16 protein-coding genes are annotated in these 17,346 nt (G+C 72.2%); 12 read left to right on the top strand and 4 right to left on the bottom strand.

Features of this window, described 5'->3' with window-relative positions; all coding sequences use genetic code 11:
- Positions 1 to 411 precede the first annotated feature (411 nt).
- Positions 412 to 1,149 (top strand): ferritin-like fold-containing protein, encoded by a 738-nt coding sequence (locus ACZ56U_RS13555; protein WP_469084173.1) that lies wholly within the window; start codon positions 412 to 414, stop codon positions 1,147 to 1,149.
- A gap of 170 nt (positions 1,150 to 1,319) precedes the next feature.
- On the opposite strand, the gene ACZ56U_RS13550 is transcribed toward ACZ56U_RS13555, so the two are convergent.
- The 4 genes from ACZ56U_RS13550 to ACZ56U_RS13535 form a co-directional block, all read right to left on the bottom strand.
- Positions 1,320 to 1,589, bottom strand: coding sequence for a hypothetical protein (locus tag ACZ56U_RS13550; RefSeq protein ID WP_469084284.1), 270 nt, complete (start codon positions 1,587 to 1,589; stop codon positions 1,320 to 1,322).
- A gap of 249 nt (positions 1,590 to 1,838) precedes the next feature.
- Positions 1,839 to 2,066 carry a DUF3107 domain-containing protein gene (locus ACZ56U_RS13545; protein ID WP_391244759.1) on the bottom strand — a complete coding sequence of 76 codons (228 nt, stop codon included), beginning with the start codon at positions 2,064 to 2,066 and terminating at the stop codon, positions 1,839 to 1,841.
- Between the two features lie 128 nt (positions 2,067 to 2,194).
- Complete coding sequence (locus ACZ56U_RS13540) at positions 2,195 to 2,836, bottom strand: TetR/AcrR family transcriptional regulator (RefSeq protein WP_469084172.1); 642 nt, start codon at positions 2,834 to 2,836, stop codon at positions 2,195 to 2,197.
- A 191-nt stretch (positions 2,837 to 3,027) separates the two neighbouring features.
- Positions 3,028 to 3,246 (bottom strand): hypothetical protein, encoded by a 219-nt coding sequence (locus ACZ56U_RS13535; RefSeq protein ID WP_469084171.1) that lies wholly within the window; start codon positions 3,244 to 3,246, stop codon positions 3,028 to 3,030.
- Between the two features lie 164 nt (positions 3,247 to 3,410).
- On the opposite strand from ACZ56U_RS13535, the gene ACZ56U_RS13530 reads away from it, so the two are divergent.
- The 11 genes from ACZ56U_RS13530 (at position 3,411) to ACZ56U_RS13480 (ending at position 17,297) form a co-directional block, all read left to right on the top strand.
- On the top strand, positions 3,411 to 4,607 hold the full coding sequence (locus tag ACZ56U_RS13530) for an alpha/beta fold hydrolase (RefSeq protein ID WP_469084170.1): 1,197 nt from the start codon (positions 3,411 to 3,413) through the stop codon (positions 4,605 to 4,607).
- 8 nt (positions 4,608 to 4,615) lie between these two features.
- Positions 4,616 to 6,115: a DUF3152 domain-containing protein gene (locus ACZ56U_RS13525; RefSeq protein WP_469084169.1), complete on the top strand. Its 1,500-nt coding sequence runs from the start codon at positions 4,616 to 4,618 to the stop codon at positions 6,113 to 6,115.
- Positions 6,116 to 6,171: 56 nt separating this feature from the next.
- Entirely contained in the window at positions 6,172 to 6,264 is a 93-nt protein-coding gene (locus ACZ56U_RS13520) for an Ms4533A family Cys-rich leader peptide (protein WP_353690199.1), read from the top strand.
- A gap of 151 nt (positions 6,265 to 6,415) precedes the next feature.
- Complete coding sequence (locus tag ACZ56U_RS13515) at positions 6,416 to 8,134, top strand: ABC transporter substrate-binding protein (RefSeq protein ID WP_469084168.1); 1,719 nt, start codon at positions 6,416 to 6,418, stop codon at positions 8,132 to 8,134.
- Positions 8,135 to 8,137: 3 nt separating this feature from the next.
- Positions 8,138 to 9,127, top strand: coding sequence for an ABC transporter permease (locus ACZ56U_RS13510; protein WP_469084167.1), 990 nt, complete (start codon positions 8,138 to 8,140; stop codon positions 9,125 to 9,127).
- Between the two features lie 48 nt (positions 9,128 to 9,175).
- Complete coding sequence (locus ACZ56U_RS13505; protein WP_469084166.1) at positions 9,176 to 10,174, top strand: ABC transporter permease; 999 nt, start codon at positions 9,176 to 9,178, stop codon at positions 10,172 to 10,174.
- Positions 10,171 to 11,937 carry a dipeptide ABC transporter ATP-binding protein gene (locus ACZ56U_RS13500; RefSeq protein WP_469084165.1) on the top strand — a complete coding sequence of 589 codons (1,767 nt, stop codon included), beginning with the start codon at positions 10,171 to 10,173 and terminating at the stop codon, positions 11,935 to 11,937. Before ACZ56U_RS13505 ends, ACZ56U_RS13500 begins: the two co-directional genes overlap by 4 nt.
- 190 nt (positions 11,938 to 12,127) lie before the next feature.
- Positions 12,128 to 13,822 (top strand): DUF3492 domain-containing protein, encoded by a 1,695-nt coding sequence (locus tag ACZ56U_RS13495; RefSeq protein WP_469084164.1) that lies wholly within the window; start codon positions 12,128 to 12,130, stop codon positions 13,820 to 13,822.
- The gene (locus ACZ56U_RS13490) at positions 13,819 to 15,372 is read left to right on the top strand and encodes a hypothetical protein (protein WP_469084163.1); all 1,554 of its coding nucleotides are present in this window, start codon (positions 13,819 to 13,821) and stop codon (positions 15,370 to 15,372) included. The genes ACZ56U_RS13495 and ACZ56U_RS13490 overlap by 4 nt, the downstream gene beginning before the upstream one ends.
- A gap of 228 nt (positions 15,373 to 15,600) precedes the next feature.
- Positions 15,601 to 16,560 (top strand): NAD-dependent epimerase/dehydratase family protein, encoded by a 960-nt coding sequence (locus ACZ56U_RS13485; protein ID WP_469084162.1) that lies wholly within the window; start codon positions 15,601 to 15,603, stop codon positions 16,558 to 16,560.
- Entirely contained in the window at positions 16,548 to 17,297 is a 750-nt protein-coding gene (locus ACZ56U_RS13480) for a spherulation-specific family 4 protein (protein WP_469084161.1), read from the top strand. The genes ACZ56U_RS13485 and ACZ56U_RS13480 overlap by 13 nt, the downstream gene beginning before the upstream one ends.
- Positions 17,298 to 17,346: the final 49 nt, after the last annotated feature.

Below are 17,346 nucleotides of genomic sequence, written 5' to 3'. Positions count from 1 at the left end.
GGGTGCTGCCTCTTCTGTGTGCGCGGTGCGAGGCGAGCGCGGGGGTCTCTGAAAGACCGTGCTGGGGACGTCGACTGCCTTACGGGCGGGCCGTAATGGCACGGGACCTCTGCCGACGCTCTAGCGCTCGAACCGCTGAGGGTCCCTCCGGATGCCGTACGCACAGTGCCGTACGGCCAAGGAGAGCTGTCAGGTCGGAGCCGATCGGGCCACCGACCGGGCATCCTCATACGTGCGGCCCGTCGAGATACGCGGTCTACGGTGTCTTCTGGAGACGCACGTATTCAGCAGGCGCATTACCACCATACCCCGGAAACGCGCACATGCGATGGCCGATTCGGTCACGTAGCCGTTGTCACACTGGTTCACCAGGGACTTCCCCGGCGCTGGGAGCGGGCTATTGTGCGCTTCATGACGACGCCTGACAACACCTCTGACGCTGCTCCCGCACCCACCGGAGTCGCCGCCCAGGACTGGGCGACGGCCTCCGCCGAACCGCAGTACCGGGCCGCGGTCGTCGACCTGCTCGGCGCGCTCGCGTACGGGGAGCTGGCGGCGTTCGAGCGCCTCGCCGAGGACGCCAAGCTGGCGCCGACCCTGGCGGACAAGGCGGAGCTGGCCAAGATGGCGTCGGCGGAGTTCCACCACTACGAGAAGCTGCGGGACCGGCTGACCGAGATCGGTGCCGAGCCGACCGAGGCGATGGAGCCGTTCGTCGCCGCCCTGGACGGCTTCCACCGGCAGACGGCCCCCTCGGACTGGCTGGAGGGGCTCGTCAAGGCGTACGTCGGCGACTCCATCGCCAGTGACTTCTACCGGGAGGTCGCGGCGCGGCTGGACTCGGACACGCGTGAACTGGTGCTCGCCGTCCTCGACGACACCGGGCACGCCGAGTTCGCCGTGGAGAAGGTGCGGGCGGCCATCGACGCCGAACCGCGCGTGGGCGGGCGACTCGCGCTGTGGGCCCGGCGCCTCATGGGCGAGGCGCTGTCGCAGTCGCAGCGGGTGGTCGCCGACCGGGACGCGCTGTCGACCATGCTGGTCGGCGGCGTCGCCGACGGGTTCGATCTCGCCGAGGTCGGGCGGATGTTCTCGCGGATCACGGAGGCGCACACGAAGCGGATGGCCGCGCTGGGGCTGGCGGCGTAACGCAGCGTGTAGGAGCGGGGGCGAGGTCGGCGGGGGAGCGGGCTTCGCGGGGGAGCGAGGTCCGCGGCCGGCCGCGGGATCGTCGTGGCTGGTCGCGCGGGTCCCCGCTCGCCCCTGGGTTCGTCGTGGCGGGTCGCGCGGTTCCCGCTTGCCTCTGGGTTCCTAGGCCTTTACGCCGGTGCCGACCTGCGGCGGAATCTGCGCGCCGGGCGGAGCAGGAGCGACAGGGACGCCGCCGAGAAGACGATCGCGCCGATCAGGTTCAGCGGGATGCTGCCCGGGCCCAGGGAAGTGTGGGTCACGAAGGCGCCGAACAGGGCTCCGGCGACGCCCGTCGCCAGCACCAGGGAGCGGGCGGGCAGGCGGTGCCCCAGTCTGTGGGCCGCCAGGGCGGCCAGCGCGAGACCGAGCAGAGCGGAGCCGAGCGCTTCCAGCAACATCATCGAGGGTCCCTCCCACATGGCCACGCTGCGTATCACGGTCGTAGCCCGTCATACCCGTGACCTGCGGAATGCAATCCTCCTCCGTGCTCGCAGTGTGCTCCATACGGGGATAAAGCAGGGGATAAAACAACCGCGCGGGGCTCTCCACGTACGCCGCAGGGTGCCTACGCAGGGTGCCTGCGAGCGGGCATGACGAGAGGGGCCCGGCGACCTGAAGTCGCCGGGCCCCTCTCGTCATACGTCCGCCTACAGCGCGCCGAAGCCCACCTTGCGCGGGGCCGGCTCACCGAGCTCCACGTAGGCCAGGCGGTCCGCCGGGACCAGGACCTTGCGGCCGTGATCGTCCGTGAGGCTCAGCAGCTGCGACTTTCCGGCAAGTGCGTCGGCCACCACGCGCTCGACCTCCTCGGCGCTCTGACCGCTCTCCAGAACGATCTCGCGGGGCGCGTGCTGCACGCCGATCTTGACCTCCACGGCTATGTCCCTCCGACGGTCAGTGAAGTGCGCGACCTTCCGCGCCGTACCCCGCACACATTAGCCCGGTGAGGGGACGTGCACGCTCCGCGCAAGAACGCCATGAGCGAACAACGGCCGGGAATGAATCAGTGGTGGTCGATGCCGTGCAGCGGGAACCCGGCGATGCCGCGCCACGCCAGGGACGCCAGCAGCTGGACCGCCTGGTCCCGCGGGACACTGCGGTCGCTGTGCAGCCAGGACCGTGCCACGACCTGCGCGAGTCCGCCCAGGCCGGAGGCCAGCAGCATGGACTCCGCGCGTGAGAGGCCGGTGTCCTCGGCGATGACGTCGCAGATCGCCTCGGCGCACTCGTTCGTGACCTTGTCGACGCGCTCGCGCACCGCGGGCTCGTTCGTCAGGTCCGACTCGAACACCAGGCGGAAGGCGCCGCCGTCGTCCTCCACGTACGCGAAGTAGGCGTCCATGGTCGCCCGGACCCGCTGCTTGTTGTCGGTCGTCGACGCCAGCGCGTGCCGTACGGACTGGATCAGCGACTCGCAGTGCTGGTCCAGCAGGGCGAGGTAGAGGTCGAGCTTGCCCGGGAAGTGCTGGTAGAGCACCGGCTTGCTGACCCCCGCGCGTTCGGCGATGTCGTCCATCGCGGCCGCGTGGTAACCCTGTGCCACGAACACTTCCTGTGCGGCGCCCAGCAGCTGGTTCCGGCGGGCACGGCGCGGCAGGCGCGTACCTCGCGGGCGTGCCGCCTCTGTCTGCTCGATGGCTGTCACGCCGCCTCCCAAAAGTCGTCCACGTGCGGTGAGCGCCGCGCCGCCATCGTACTTTTCGGTAACCGTACTGTGCGCGGTGAGAGCGCAGAATTTCACGTACCGGACGGTGGCGATAGCCGCACGAAGGTTTCAAAGGGGTATGTAGCGGGCAGCGACTCCCGCGCAACCGCCGGAACAGCTGCTCGGGGGCGTCACCGATAGTCGTCCTCGTCGATCTGGACGACCCGGGCCTGTTCGACGAGGTCGGCCTCGTTCGCCACGCCGGGATCGACGCCGGTCAGCGGGTCGTCGCGGTCCGGGGCGACGTCCTTCTGCTGTTCGGCGGCGTCCCCCTCGGGGGCCTCCACGTCGAGCTCGACGTCACCGCCGCTGTCCTCGAAGGTGTCGGGGTCACTGGGGTCATACGTCATCACGGGCTCCCTTCCTAGAACGTCCCTGACTCACACAGGGGGCCACGTACGGGTGCCCTGCGTACGAGCCTAGGAGACACGCGATCTGGACGCCATGCGATGTGCGCGGTCTTTGTGACGGCGAACACATGAACCAGTGCGTGATCGTCTCGTAACATTGCCGCATGTCTTCGACCGAGTCGCCGCCCGTACCGGCCGCCAATGTGCTCCCGAGGGTGGCACCCGTCAGGGTGGCGGAGGGCGAGCGGCTCAGGTCGGTGGGGCTGCGGGGGGTCACTCTGACGGTGCGGTCGAGACCGCCCGCGCGCGAGGGCCTGCCGCCCGCGCTCTTCGTGCACGGCCTCGGCGGTTCCTCGCAGAACTGGTCGGCGCTGATGCAGGAGCTCGACGGCGACCTCGACGGCGAGGCCGTCGACCTGCCGGGCTTCGGGGACTCTCCGCCGCCGGACGACGGCGACTACTCCATCACCGCACACGCGCGTGCGGTGATTCGTTTACTGGACGCCTCCGGCCGCGGGCCCGTGCACCTCTTCGGCAACTCCCTCGGCGGCACGGTCGCCACGCGCGTGGCCGCGGTCCGCCCCGACCTCGTCCGGACGCTCACGCTCGTGTCGCCGGCGCTCCCCGAGATCCGCATCCAACGCAGCGCCGTACCGACCGCGCTGCTGGCGGTGCCGGGCGTGGCCGCGCTGTTCACGCGCCTCAGCCGCGACTGGACGGCCGAGCAGCGGGTCCGCGGGGTCACGGCGCTCTGCTACGGCGATCCCGCGCGGGTGACGGCGGAGGGGTTCCGGCACGCCGTCGAGGAGATGGAGCGCCGACAGCAACTGCCGTACTTCTGGGACGCGATGACCCGGTCCGCGCGCGGGCTGGTCAACGCCTACACGCTCGGCGGCCAGCACGCGCTGTGGCGCCAGGCCGAGCGGGTCCTCGCACCCACCCTGCTCGTCTACGGCGCCCGCGACCAGCTCATCGGCCATCGCATGGCCCAGAAGGCGGCCCGCACCTTCCGGGACTCCCGGCTGCTGAGCCTGCCGGAGGCGGGGCACGTGGCGATGATGGAGTACCCGCAGACGGTGTCCCGGGCGTTCCGGGAGTTCGTGGCGGACAAGGGGGGCTCCGGGGGTGGGGACGGGGCCGGGTCCTTGAACGGGGCCGGATCTTCGGAAGCGGCCGGGTCCGCGGAACCGCCAGGTTCTTCGGGTGAGCCGGGGTCGTCCGGCCCGGGTGGAGCGTCGGGCGAGGCCCGGTCCTCGGATGCGGCAGGCTTCTCGGGCGCGCCGAGGGCGTCCGGCGCGGCTGGGGCGTCCGGGACGGCCGGGGCGTCCGGCGCCGTCGAGTCTTCGAGCGCGGGGAGCTGAAAAGCGACGTGGGACGGCACAGCCGTCGCGGGCCCGCTCCCAAGGGTGACTCCGCAGACATCACCGCAAGACCCGGCGGCCGGGGGACCGAGAGCCCTCAGCCGCCCACAGGAACCTTCCCCCGGCAGGGCCCCGCTCCCGCACGGCAGCAGGGCGCACCGCCGCAGCAGGGGATGCCCGCGGCCGGCCCCGCGGCCTACGGGGACCCGGTCTACCGGGTCGCACCCGGGGGTCGACGGGCCCCGGAGGGAACGTCCGCGCGCGGCGTGCCGCGGGTTCCTGACGGCACTCCCGCGCGCGGGGTGCCCCGGTTCCCGGAGGGGACGCCCGCCCACGGGACGCCGCGGGTACCTGACGGCACTCCCGCGCGCGGCGTGCCCGGGGTTCGTGGTGGGCATCCCGAGCAGCGGGAAGCCAGGGGCGGTTGGGGTGACACGGGGGCGCACAGGACGGTTGCCGCGCCCGGTGTCGCATTTCCGAGGCAGCGGCAGGCGCCCCCGGACGGGGCCCGGCGGGGCGGTCCTCGGCAGGACTACCTCGACGCCTTCGGGGAGGGCGTAGACCTCTTCGCGGCCCGGGGTCCTCGCGGTCCTCGGCGCCCGGCCGATCCGTACGCCGCCGTCACCGACTGGCCGGCGGCCCCGCCGACGCGTACCGACGTGGACGACGACGCGCCGCCCAGCGGTGAGCCCGTGCGGCGGAAGGGCGGCAAGGGCCGGACCTTCACCGGTATCGCGGCCGCCGCCGTCACCACCGTGCTGGCCGTCGTCGTCGCCGGGCAGGTCACGGACGCGCGGGACGGCGGCGACGTACGGTCGCAGGCCGCCACCGATCAGGCGCGGGACGCCCGGGACTCGGCCTCGCGGTCGGACGGGCGGCCGACGCCGTCCACGTCGCCGAGAGTGACGCTGACGTACGAGCAGAAGATGGGGCAGAAGTACGCGCTCAGCGCGAAGCTGGCCGGGTCGGGGACGTTCGACGCGGTCGAGGGCATCGCCAAGGCGCCCGGGACCGGGCAGAAGTTCACCTACCGGGTGGACGTGGAGCAGGGGCTCGGGCTCGACGGCGAACTGTTCGCCGAGGCCGTGCAGAAGACGCTCAACGACGACCGCAGCTGGGCGCACAACGGTGCCCGCACCTTCGAGCGGATCCACTCCGGCAAGCCCGACTTCGTGATCACGCTCGCCAGTCCGGGGACGACCGCGAAGTGGTGCGCGAAGTCCGGTCTGGACACGACCGTGGACAACGTGTCCTGCGATTCGGCCGCCACCGAGCGCGTGATGATCAATGCGTACCGATGGGCCCAGGGGTCCCGGACCTACGGTGATCGAATTCACGCCTACCGGCAGATGCTGATCAACCACGAGGTCGGCCACCGGCTCGGCTACCACCACGTGACCTGCGACAAGAGCGGCGAACTCGCCCCGGTCATGCAGCAGCAGACAAAGTTCCTGTCCTACGGCGGGGTCACCTGCAAGCCCAACCCCTGGGCCTATCCCGGGAGTTGACGGACGCCTCGGACGTCACGTTGACATGCGCAGAAAAGTCGTACATATTTCTGCGCATGTCGACCCGTCACGCCTCCGCACGCGCAGCCATAGAGCTGACGCTCATCGGTGTGACCGCTCTGTGCGTGGCCGACATCCACTGTCGCTGACGTTCGCCCTCAGGCGCTCGCGTCGCGATCTCTCTTTTTCTCCCGTGACCCTCGGTCGCGGTTTTCCGGCGACCTGACGCCCGGGCAGACGTCTGTTCACGTTCGTCTCACCCCTTGTCTACTTGTCTCACCATTCGAGAGGTCGTCTCCGATGCGTCACCCGTCCGTCATAGCGCGCCGCGTGGCCGCGGCATCCGTAAGCCTGGTTCTGGCCGCGGGCGCCGCCGCCTGCGGCCCTGAGGACAACGATGCCAAGGGCTCCGGTGGTGACTCCACGCCCCACAAGGGCGGCACCCTGACAGTCCTGAACTCCAACCCGCAGCAGGACTTCGACCCGGCCCGCCTCTACACCTCCGGCGGCGGCAACGTCCCCTCCCTGGTCTTCCGTACGCTCACCACGCGCAACCGCGAGAACGGCGAGGCCGGCGCCGAGGTCGTCCCGGACCTCGCGACCGACACCGGGCGGCCCAACAAGGACGCGACGGTGTGGACGTACACCTTGAAGAAGGGGCTCGCGTACGAGGACGGCACCGCCATCACGTCCGCCGACATCAAGTACGGCATCGAGCGGTCCTTCGCGCCCGAGCTGTCGGGCGGTGCGCCCTACCTGCGGGACTGGCTGGTCGGTGCCGCGGACTACCAGGGGCCGTACCAGGACAAGGGCGGGCTGGACGCGATCGAGACGCCGGACGACCGGACCATCGTCTTCCATCTGAACAAGCCCGAGGGCGAGTTCCCGTACCTCGCCACGCAGACGCAGTTCACGCCGGTGCCGAAGGCCAAGGACACCGGGACGAAGTACGAGGAGCACCCGGTCTCGTCCGGCCCGTACAAGGTCGTCACCAACGAGAACGACGGTGAGCACCTCGTCCTGGAGCGCAACACGCACTGGTCCGCCGCGACGGACGCCGAGCGCAAGGCCTATCCGGACAGGATCGACGTACGGTCCGGGCTCGACTCCTCCGTGATCAACCAGCGGTTGTCCGCGTCCCAAGGGGCGGACGCGACCGCGGTCACCACGGACACCAACCTCGGACCGGCCGAGCTCGCCAAGGTGACGGGTGACAAGGAACTCGCCGCGCGTGTCGGCACCGGGCACTTCGGCTACACGAACTACATCGCGTTCAACCCGAAGGTCAAGCCGTTCGACAACGTCAAGGTGCGGCAGGCGATCTCGTACGCCATCGACCGGTCGTCGGTCGTGAACGCCGCCGGCGGGTCGTCGCTCGCCGAGGCCGCGACCACCTTCCTGCCGAACCAGAAGTCCTTCGGCCACGAGCCCTACGACCTGTTCCCGGCGGGTGACTCCGGCAACGCGGCCAAGGCGAAGGAACTGCTGAAGGAGGCCGGGTACGCGAACGGGCTGACCGTCACGCTGACCCACTCCAACGCCAAGGACTTCGAGACCAGCCCCGAGATCGCGACCGCGATCCAGGACGCGCTGAAGAAGGCCGGCGTCACGGTCAAACTCCAGGGTCTCGAGGAGAACGACTACTCCGACAAGGTCCACGACGTGAAGACCGAGCCCGGCTTCTTCCTCGCCCACTGGGGCGCTGACTGGCCGTCCGGCGGGCCCTTCCTCGCCCCGATCTTCGATGGCCGGCAGATCGTGAAGGACGGCGCGAACTTCAACACGGGCCTGTTGAACGACAAGTCGGTCAATGCCGAGATTGACGCGATCAACAAGTTGACCGATCTTGACGCTGCCGCCAAGAGGTGGGGCGCGCTGGACAAGAAGATCGGCGAGCAGGCGCTGACCGTGCCGCTGTTCCACCCCGTCTACAAGCGCCTGGTGGGCAAGGACATCAAGAACGTCGTGATCAGCGACTGGACCGGCGTGCTGGACATCTCGCAGGCCGCGGTGAAGTAGGCCGTGAGCGAGGCACTTGTCGCCACCCAGGCTCCCGGGGCGTCCGTCGTCCCGGGGGCCTCGGGGGCCCGTCAGTTCTGGCGGCGGCTGCGGACGCAGCGCGCCGCCCTCGTCGCGGCGGCCGTCGTCGCCCTGCTCGTCCTGGTCGCGCTCGCGGCACCGCTGCTGACCGCGCTGGAGGGCCAGGACCCGACCACCTACCACCCCTCGCTCGTGGACTCCGCGCGCGGTGGCGTGCCCATCGGCTCCTTCGGGGGTGCCGGCGGCGACCACTGGCTCGGTGTCGAACCGCAGACCGGGCGCGATCTGTTCGCGCGGCTCGTCTACGGGGCGCGCGTGTCGCTGGGCGTGGCACTGGCCGCCACCGTCGTCCAGGTGTTGATCGGTGTCGTGGTGGGCGTGACGTCCGCACTCGGCAGTCAATGGGTTGATCAACTGTTGAGCCGGCTCACCGACATCATCGTCGCCCTGCCGCTCATGATCATGGCGTTGGCGCTGCTCGCGATCGTGCCGTCGGACTTCCCCCGGCCCGTCCTGGTCGCCCTCGTCATCGGGCTCATCGCCTGGGGCAACATCGCGAAGATCACCCGCGCGCAGACCCTCACCCTCAAGCGGCTCGACTACGTCGCCGCCGCCCGGCTCAGTGGCTGGAGCACCTGGCGGATCGCCCGCCGGGAGCTGCTGCCCGGACTCGCCGCGCCGGTCATCACGTACGCCGCGCTCCTCGTCCCGATCAACATCACCGTCGAGGCCGCCCTGTCCTTCCTCGGCGTCGGCGTGAAGCCCCCGACGCCCTCCTGGGGACAGATGCTCACTGCCGCCGACGTCTGGTACCAGGCGGCCCCGCAGTACCTGCTGCTGCCCGCCGGCGCGCTCTTCGTGACCGTGCTGGCCCTCACCGTCCTCGGCGACGGCATCCGCACGGCGCTGGACCCGCGCGCGGCGTCCCGGCTGCGCGTCGGCACGGGCCGCAAGAGAGAGGCCAAGGGATGAGCCGTAAGAGAGAGGCCAAGGCATGAGCCGCAAGAGGGAGGCCAAGGCATGAACGGCTTCACCGGCTTCGTCCTGCGCCGTCTCCTCGGCGCCGTCGTCACCCTGTTCGCCGTCTCGGTGATCGTCTACGTCGTCTTCTACGTCACCCCGGGCAACGTCGCCCAGATCACCTGCGGCCCGCGCTGCTCACCGGCCCAGGTGCACCAGGTCGCCGAACAACTGCACCTCGACGACCCGCTGTACACGCGGTACTGGCACTTCCTCCAAGGGCTCGTTGCGGGCCAGGACTACTCGACGGGCACCTCCGTGGAGCACTGCTCCGCGCCCTGCCTCGGGCTGTCGTACCAGAGCGACCAGCAGGTCACCCAGCTGATCCTGGCCAAGCTGCCGGTGAGCCTGTCGCTGGTGTTCGGTGCGATGGTGCTGTGGCTGGTCCTCGGCGTCGGCACGGGCGTCCTGTCGGCCTGGCGGCGCGGCCGGCTCACTGAGCGCGTCCTGACCGGCATCACGCTCGCCGGTGTGGCCACCCCGGTCTTCGTCATCGGGCTCGTTCTGATGATCGTCGTCTGCGGACAGCTGCGACTGCTGCCGTTCCCGCAGTACGTGAAGTTCACCGACGACCCCGAACAGTGGGCGTGGAACCTCCTGCTGCCCTGGCTGTCGCTCGCGCTCATCGAGGCGGCCGCCTTCGCCCGCCTCACGCGCGCGGCGATGCTGGAGACGCTCGCCGAGGACCACATCCGCACCTTCCGCGCGTACGGCGTGGCGGAGCGGTCGGTCATCGGGCGGCACGCGTTGCGCGGGGCGCTCGCACCGGTCATCGCGCTCAACGCCAACAACTTCGGCGGTGCGGTCGGCGGCGCGGTGCTCACCGAGACGCTCTTCGGGCTGCCCGGCATCGGACAGGAACTCGTCCATGCCGTCAATGTGATCGACCTGCCGGTCGTGGTGGGCATGGTCCTGGTCATCGGATTCTTCGTGGTCGTCGCCAACGCCGTCGCGGACGTGCTGTACGCGGTGGCCGACCGACGGGTGGTGCTCGCATGAGCCTGGTGGAAGTCAGCGGCCTGACGGTCGAGTTCGGCGAGCTGCGCGCCGTCGACGGGCTCTCCTTCCGGCTGGGGCAGGGCGCCGCCCTCGCCCTGGTCGGCGAGTCCGGTTCCGGCAAGTCCACGGTCGCCTCCGCCCTGCTGGGGCTGCACCGCGGCACGGGCGCGAAGGTGGGCGGCTCGATCCAGGTCGCCGGCGTCGACGTGGGCGCGGCCTCGGACGCCGAACTGCGGCGGCTGCGGGGCGGCAAGGCGGCCATGGTCTTCCAGGACCCGCTGTCGTCCCTCGACCCGTACTACGCGATCGGCGACCAGATCGCCGAGGTGTACCGCGTGCACGCGCGTGCGTCGCGACGAGCGGCACGCGCGCGTGCGGTGGAGGTGCTGGAGAGGGTGGGAATTCCGGACGCACGGCGCCGCTCCCGGTCCCGGCCGCACGAGTTCAGCGGGGGCATGCGCCAGCGTGCCCTCATCGCGATGGCGCTGGCCTGCGAGCCGGACCTGCTGATCGCCGACGAGCCGACCACCGCCCTCGACGTCACCGTCCAGGCCCAGATCCTCGACCTGCTGCACACGCTCCGCGAGGAGACCGGCATGGGCCTGCTGCTCGTCACCCACGACGTGGGCGTGGCGGCCGAGAGCGTCGACGACGTGCTGGTCATGCGGCACGGGCGCGTGGTCGAGCACGGACCGGTCGGGGACGTACTGGGGGCGCCCTCGCAGACGTACACGCGGGAGTTGCTGGGGGCGGTGCCGCGGGTGGACACGCGGCGGGCCGTGGCGGCGACGCGGGACGCGGGGCGGGGTGGGGCGACCACTGCGGACGCGGGGCACGGCGTGGCCGTCAGCCCGGACGCGGGGCGGCGGGCCGTGGGGACGACCCCGGACGCGAGGCAGGGCGTGGTCGTCACGCCGGGCGCGGAAAAGGGCGTGGTGGCGCCCCCGGACGCGGGGTCCTCCGAGGCGGCCGGGGTCGTTCTCGAAGCGCGTGGTCTGCGCCGGGAGTTCGGGCGTGGCAAGCGAGCCTTCACGGCCGTGGACGACGTGTCGCTGACCATCCGGCGAGGGGAGACCCTCGGCGTCGTCGGCGAGAGCGGCAGCGGCAAGACGACGCTCGGACGCATGCTCGTCGGGCTCCTGGAGCCGACGGCGGGAGAGGTGCGGGACGAGGGGCACGCGCGCGTGGGCGTGAACGCCGCCGTCCAGATGGTGTTCCAGGATCCCGTGTCCTCCCTCAACCCCCGGCGCAGCGTGGGCGAGTCCATCGCCGACCCGCTCCGCGCGCGCGGCGAGAAGGACGAGGGACGCGTCCGGGGGCGCGTGACCGAACTGCTGGAGCGCGTGGGGCTCGAGGGGGCGCACTACGACCGCTACCCGCACGAGTTCAGCGGCGGTCAGCGCCAGCGCGTGGGCATCGCGCGGGCGCTCGCGGCCGACCCGCGCGTCATCGTCTGCGACGAGCCGGTCTCCGCGCTCGACGTGACGACCCAGGCCCAGGTGGTCGCCCTGCTCGGCGAGCTCCAGCGCGAACTCGGACTCGCGCTCGTCTTCGTCGCCCACGACCTCGCCGTGGTACGGCAGGTCAGCGACCGGGTCGCGGTGATGCGCCGCGGCCGGATCGTCGAGTCGGGACCCGCCGACGAGGTGTACGACAACCCCCGGGACCCGTACACCAAGCAACTCCTGGCGGCGGTACCGGCGCTCGATCCCGAGGTGGCCGCGAGGCGCAGGGCCGCACGTCGGGAACTGGCCGTTGCCTGACGTAACGTAACTGTTTGATCTCTTAGCGCGATCGAACGCGACCCGCACGGGAAAGTTACGACCGTTCACCCCTTCTGGTGGCGCGACGGACAACCGTCCGTCGCGCCACCGCCTTGTCCGCATACGTTCGTCCCGCTGCGAGCCGCCGGACCAACGGCGGCTCCCCATACGGGAGATCGGGGGTGCGCTCGTGCGCATCGGACTGCTTACGGAGGGTGGCTATCCGTATGTGAGCGGTGACGCCAGGCTCTGGTGCGACCGGCTCGTGCGCGGGCTCGGGCAGCACGAGTTCGACATCTACGCGCTCAGCCGCAGCGAACGCCAGGAGGACGAGGGCTGGGTCCCGCTTCCGCCGCAGGTCAGCCGGGTGCACACGGCGCCGCTGTGGTCGGCCGAGGACGACGGGGCGGTGTACGGGCGCCGCGCGCGCCGGCGGTTCGCCGAGAGCTACGGCGAGTTGGCGGCCGTCCTCTGCGCGGGCCCGGCGGAGGACCCGTCGGCCGCTGAGGCGGACCGTTTCCGCAACGCGCTGTACGGACTCGCCGAACTCGCCCGCGACGAGGGCGGACTGGTCGGGGCGCTCCGCTCCGAGACCGCCGTACGCGCCCTCGAACGCGCCTGTCGTGCGCCGGGCGCCGCCCGCACGGCCCGCGAGGCCCGCGTCCCCGATCTGCTCGCCGTCGCCGCACACCTGGAGCGCGCGCTGCGCCCCCTGTCCCTCGACTGGTACGGGGACGACGGGCTCGGCTCGGTCGACCTGTGCCACGCGGCCTCCGGCGGCCCGGCGGCCCTCCCCGGACTGCTCGCCGGGCATTTCTCCGACGTACCCCTGCTGGTGACCGAGTACGGCGTGCAACTGCGGACGCACTACCTGTCCGCGCCGGACGCCTCGCCCTCGGTGCGGTCCCTGGTCGCCGCCTTCCACGGCAGGCTCGCCGCCGAGATCTACGGCCGGGCCGCGCTCGTCACGCCCGGCAACACCCACGCCCGCCGCTGGCAGGAGCGCTGCGGCGCCGACCGCGACAAGATCCGCACCGTCTACCCGGGCATGGACGCCACGCACTTCGCGGAGGTCGGTGAGTCCCCGGAGCGCGCGGACCCCGACACGCTCCTCTGGGTCGGCCGCGTCGAACCGGTCAAGGACCTCATCTCCCTCCTGCACGCCTTCGCGGAGATCCGCAAGGAGGAACCCAAGACCCGGCTCCGGATCATCGGCGTGCCGGTGGGCTCCGAGGGCGCGGCCTACCTCGGTCACTGCAAGGCGCTGGCCGCGCAGCTCTTCCCCGACGAGGCGGACGGGCTGCACGCCGTCGGCGACAATCCCGTCTCCTTCGAGGAGATCGGCGGCCCGGAGGTCCCGACCCCCGCCGACGCGTACGCCTCGGGCGCCGTGACCGTCCTGTCCAGCGTCGTCGAGGGCTTCCCCATCAGCCTGGTGGAGGCCATGTTCTGCGGCCGCGCGACCGTGTCCACCGACGTCGGCGCCGTGGTGGAGGTCGTCGGCGGCACCGGGCTCGTCGTACCGCCGCGCAATCCGCGGGCGCTCGCGGAGGCGTGCGTGGCGCTGTTGCGCGACCCCGAGCGCCGTGCCCGGCTGGGCGCCGCGGCACGCGCGCGTGCGCTCGAGCTGTTCACCGTCGAACAGAACATCACGGCATTTCACGGCATTTACCTGGAGATCGTCTCGCGCCATCCGCTCCGCCGGGTCGTCGTCGACGACAGCACCGGGGAACCGCTCCCGTTCGCCGTCCCGGCCGAGGCCCATGTGCCCGGCTGCTGGACGGACCTCGGCGCCCGGGTCGTGGCCCGCGGCGGCCCCGGCTGGGCGGCAGGGCCTCCGGTACGCGCCAACACCCCGCTGCCCGCCACGGAGGGAGCCCGATGAGCGACCTCGGCGAACTGGACCGCCCCGGAACACCGGCGAGCCCCGGCCCCTGGGACACACGGTCGGGGGAGTGGCTCGCGGGGAACGGAGACGCGGGCGAGGGGGGTGAGGGCGGCCAGGGGAGCGCGGGCGATGACGACGCTGCGAGCGTGACCGGCGGGGCCCGGGCCGGAGTGGCCGTCGAGGGCGACGGTGGCGCGGTCGTGGTCGGTGGTGCCGGGGCCGCCGAAGGTGACGGTGGGGCGGCGGTGAACGGTGGCGCCGAGCCCGTTGTGGCCGTCGAGCGTGACGGTGATGCGGTCGTGGTCGGTGGTGCCGGGGCCGCCGAAGGTGACGGTGCCGCGGTGGTGAACGGTGGCGCCGAGCCCGTGGTGGCCGTCGAGGGCGACGGTGGCACCGCCGGATCTGTGCGCCGAACGTCCGACGCACCCCCGGCCCGCAGACAGCCCCCCGCCCCGCGTCGCGCCTCCGCCGTGGACCCCGTGAAGGCCTTGATGCACCGTCACCGCGACCTGTGCGAACGGGCGGTCGACCCGCTGGAGATCGCCGCCGGCCTGGAGGCGCACGGCGTCACCGACCGCACCGCGAGCCGCTTCCGCCACCGGGACGTCTTCTCCCTGGCGGAGGAGATGTACGCGCGCGTACCGAGAGGCGCCGAATCCCCGTCAGCCGCCCCACCGCCCTCCGAGGCCCCCCGCGCGAGCGCCGCCTGGCTGCTCCGCACCCTTCTCCCGGGCGCCCTGTGTGCGGCGACCGTGGCAGCCCTCCACCTGACCGACGGCCGGCCGCGCCTGATCGCGGCGGCCGTGGGCGCACTCGCCGTAGCGCTCGGCCTGCGCGCGGCACTGGCACGCGGCCCCCTGGGCACCCCGCACCCCACCGAGACCCGCACCCGCGCCCTGACGTGCTGGCTGGTCCTCTACGCCCTTCTGGGCGACGGTCTCCTGCGAGCAGCGGTGACCGGGGGCCCCGACGCCCTGCCCACCGGCGCCCCCGACGGTCCCTGGCCGCTGGTGGCGGCCCCTGTCCTGGCCCTCGCCCTGTCCTGCGCCCCCGCGGCCTGGACCGCGCACCTCTTCGCCACCCGGGCCCGCCGCAAGCTGGCCCTCAGCCGGGGCTTGGAGGACTTCACCGCCTCCGTACTGCCGCTGCTGTTCGCCGTGTTCGCCTTGTACCTGTGCGCCCTGACGGCCCTGCTGGCGGTGAGCGGCACGGTTCTCTCCGAGCCGGTCCCGTACGCCGGGACCCTCGCCCTCGGCGCCCTTCTCTTCCTGTCCCGCCTCCTCACCACCCACGGCTTCACCCACGCCCCGGCGCTCGTCCTCACGGCCACGGCCGCGACCGAGCCGGCGGCCGTCGCCGCGGTCTTCGCGGCCCGTCTCCCCGGCTGCGGCTTCCTGGGCGCCCCGGTCGAGACTCTGGTCGGGGCATGGGGTCCCGGCAGCGTCCCGGCCCTGGCCTGCGCGGCGGGAGCCGCGGCCCTGCTGTTCCACGCGACGCGCAGGCTGACACGGGCCTCGGCCCACGCGCCCATGGACCGGCAGTGGTGACGCCCCGCGGCACCGCCCGTGAGCCGGCCCCATCCGGTCGAGGCGGGCCGTCCCCCGGCGCGGCCCCGCCCCACCACCCCCGAGTAGGCACTCCGCGCACCCCCACCCACACCAGACAGGTCGCCGCACGCATCCCACCCCACCGTCGGCGGCCGGAGGCAACCCCCTCTGAAGGAGAGCATCAATGATCACCTCCCGACCCGACGACCTGGCGACGGGAGCCGCACGATGAGGGTCCTGTTGATCGGAGCCAACGGTTACCTGGGCCGCTTCGTGGCCGACCGCCTGCTCGCCGACCCGGCCGTGCAGCTCACCGCCCTCGGCCGCGGCGACGACGCCGACGTCCGCTTCGACCTCGCGTCCGGCAGCCCCGGCGCACTCACCCGCTTCCTCGACGCGGTCCACCCCGGCGTGGTCGTCAACTGCGCCGGAGCAACCCGCGGCGGCGCCCGCGAACTCACCCGCCACAACACGGTCGCCGTGGCCACCGTCTGCGAGGCGCTGCGCCGCAGCGGCTGCGGGGCACGACTCGTCCAGATCGGCTGCGGCGCCGAGTACGGCCCGAGCCAGCCCGGCTCCTCGACGGCGGAGGACGCCGTGCCACGCCCCGGCGGCCCGTACGGCGTCAGCAAACTGGCGGCCACCGAACTCGTCCTCGGCTCAGGCCTCGACGCCGTCGTCCTGCGCGTCTTCTCGCCCGCGGGCCCCGGCACCCCCGCCGGTTCCCCCCTCGGCCGGCTCGCCGAGGCCATGCGGCGCGCCATGCAGTCCGGTGACGGCGAGCTCAAGCTCGGCGGGCTCGGCGCCCAGCGCGACTTCGTCGACGTCCGTGACGTCGCCCGTGCCGTCCACGCGGCCAGCCTTTCCGCCGCACAGGGCGTGATCAACATCGGCTCGGGCCGTGCCGTCCGCCTGCGGGACGCCGCCGCCGTCCTCGCGCGCGTGGCCGGATACGGCGGCGCCCTCCACGAACTCGACGGGCCTCCCGGCCCCCTGCGCCCCGCCATCGGGCACCCGCGCTCCGAACCGGACCACGCGGCCCCGGTCGCGTATCCGTACCCCGACGGGTGCGGCAGCTGGCAGCAGGCCGATGTGCGCACCGCGCGCGACCGGCTCGGCTGGCGGCCCCGGATCAACCTCGAAGAGTCCCTGGCAGACATCTGGATGGAGGCGGCATGCCGCATCTGACCAGCACCAAAACCGTTGCACCCGACACCGGCATCCACCCCGGATTCGGCATCCCCGGCCTCGCGCACCCCCTCGTCGCCCCCGCCGAATGGGCCGAACTCACCCGCCCCGGCGCCCCCGTGCACTGGGTCGTCCTCAATGTCGCCGACGGCCCCGGCAGCCGCCCCGACCCGCACTGCCTGGAGGCGGCCGGCCGGCTGCGCAACGCGGGCGTCCGGGTCCTCGGCCACATCGACGCCACATACGGGGCCCGTGCCTTCGGCGAGATGATCTCCGAGGCACACCGCTACATCGACTGGTACAAGACCGACGGTTTCTATCTGGACCGCTGTCCCACCGAGCGCACCGCGCTCCCCGAGATCCGCCGCACGGTCACCACGCTGCGCGCGATCCACGACGACGCCCACGTCGTCCTCGGCCACGGCACCCATCCGTACCCCGGCTACGCCGAGAACGCCGACCAGCTGGTCACCTTCTCCGGCCCCTGGAGCGACTACCGCTGGTCGCAGGTGGCGGAGTGGACCGCCGACTATCCGCCCGAGCGGTTCTGCCACTTCGTCCACGGCGTGCCCCGCGGTCACCTCGACGAGGCGCTGCGCATCGCCCGCTGGCAGGGCGCCGCCACGATCTGGTTCACCGACCGCACGGATCACGGGGGCCGCACTGACCCCTGGGAGACCATGCCCGGCTACTGGGACGACATCGTCTCGCGGATCGGAACAGGTGTCTCGGAATGAAGAAGGCCGTGGCAGTGTTACGGGGAGAACAACTGTAGTGATTGACCGA

It is taken from the genome of Streptomyces sp. NPDC034103 (assembly GCF_055575395.1).
Note: the sequence above shows the minus strand (reverse complement) of the source record. Positions and strands in the feature narration are given on the sequence as shown.

What these genes read in the sequence shown, in the direction of transcription:
- ACZ56U_RS13555 (WP_469084173.1), top strand. Translation starts at nt 412, where the DNA reads ATGACGACGCCTGACAACACCTCTGACGCTGCTCCCGCACCCACCGGA.
- ACZ56U_RS13505 (WP_469084166.1), top strand. Translation starts at nt 9,176, where the DNA reads ATGAACGGCTTCACCGGCTTCGTCCTGCGCCGTCTCCTCGGCGCCGTC.
- ACZ56U_RS13520 (WP_353690199.1), top strand. Translation starts at nt 6,172, where the DNA reads ATGTCGACCCGTCACGCCTCCGCACGCGCAGCCATAGAGCTGACGCTC.
- ACZ56U_RS13485 (WP_469084162.1), top strand. Translation starts at nt 15,601, where the DNA reads ATGAGGGTCCTGTTGATCGGAGCCAACGGTTACCTGGGCCGCTTCGTG.
- ACZ56U_RS13500 (WP_469084165.1), top strand. Translation starts at nt 10,171, where the DNA reads ATGAGCCTGGTGGAAGTCAGCGGCCTGACGGTCGAGTTCGGCGAGCTG.
- ACZ56U_RS13550 (WP_469084284.1), bottom strand. Translation starts at nt 1,589, where the DNA reads ATGTTGCTGGAAGCGCTCGGCTCCGCTCTGCTCGGTCTCGCGCTGGCC.
- ACZ56U_RS13490 (WP_469084163.1), top strand. Translation starts at nt 13,819, where the DNA reads ATGAGCGACCTCGGCGAACTGGACCGCCCCGGAACACCGGCGAGCCCC.
- ACZ56U_RS13530 (WP_469084170.1), top strand. Translation starts at nt 3,411, where the DNA reads ATGTCTTCGACCGAGTCGCCGCCCGTACCGGCCGCCAATGTGCTCCCG.
- ACZ56U_RS13480 (WP_469084161.1), top strand. Translation starts at nt 16,548, where the DNA reads ATGCCGCATCTGACCAGCACCAAAACCGTTGCACCCGACACCGGCATC.
- ACZ56U_RS13535 (WP_469084171.1), bottom strand. Translation starts at nt 3,246, where the DNA reads ATGACGTATGACCCCAGTGACCCCGACACCTTCGAGGACAGCGGCGGT.
- ACZ56U_RS13515 (WP_469084168.1), top strand. Translation starts at nt 6,416, where the DNA reads ATGCGTCACCCGTCCGTCATAGCGCGCCGCGTGGCCGCGGCATCCGTA.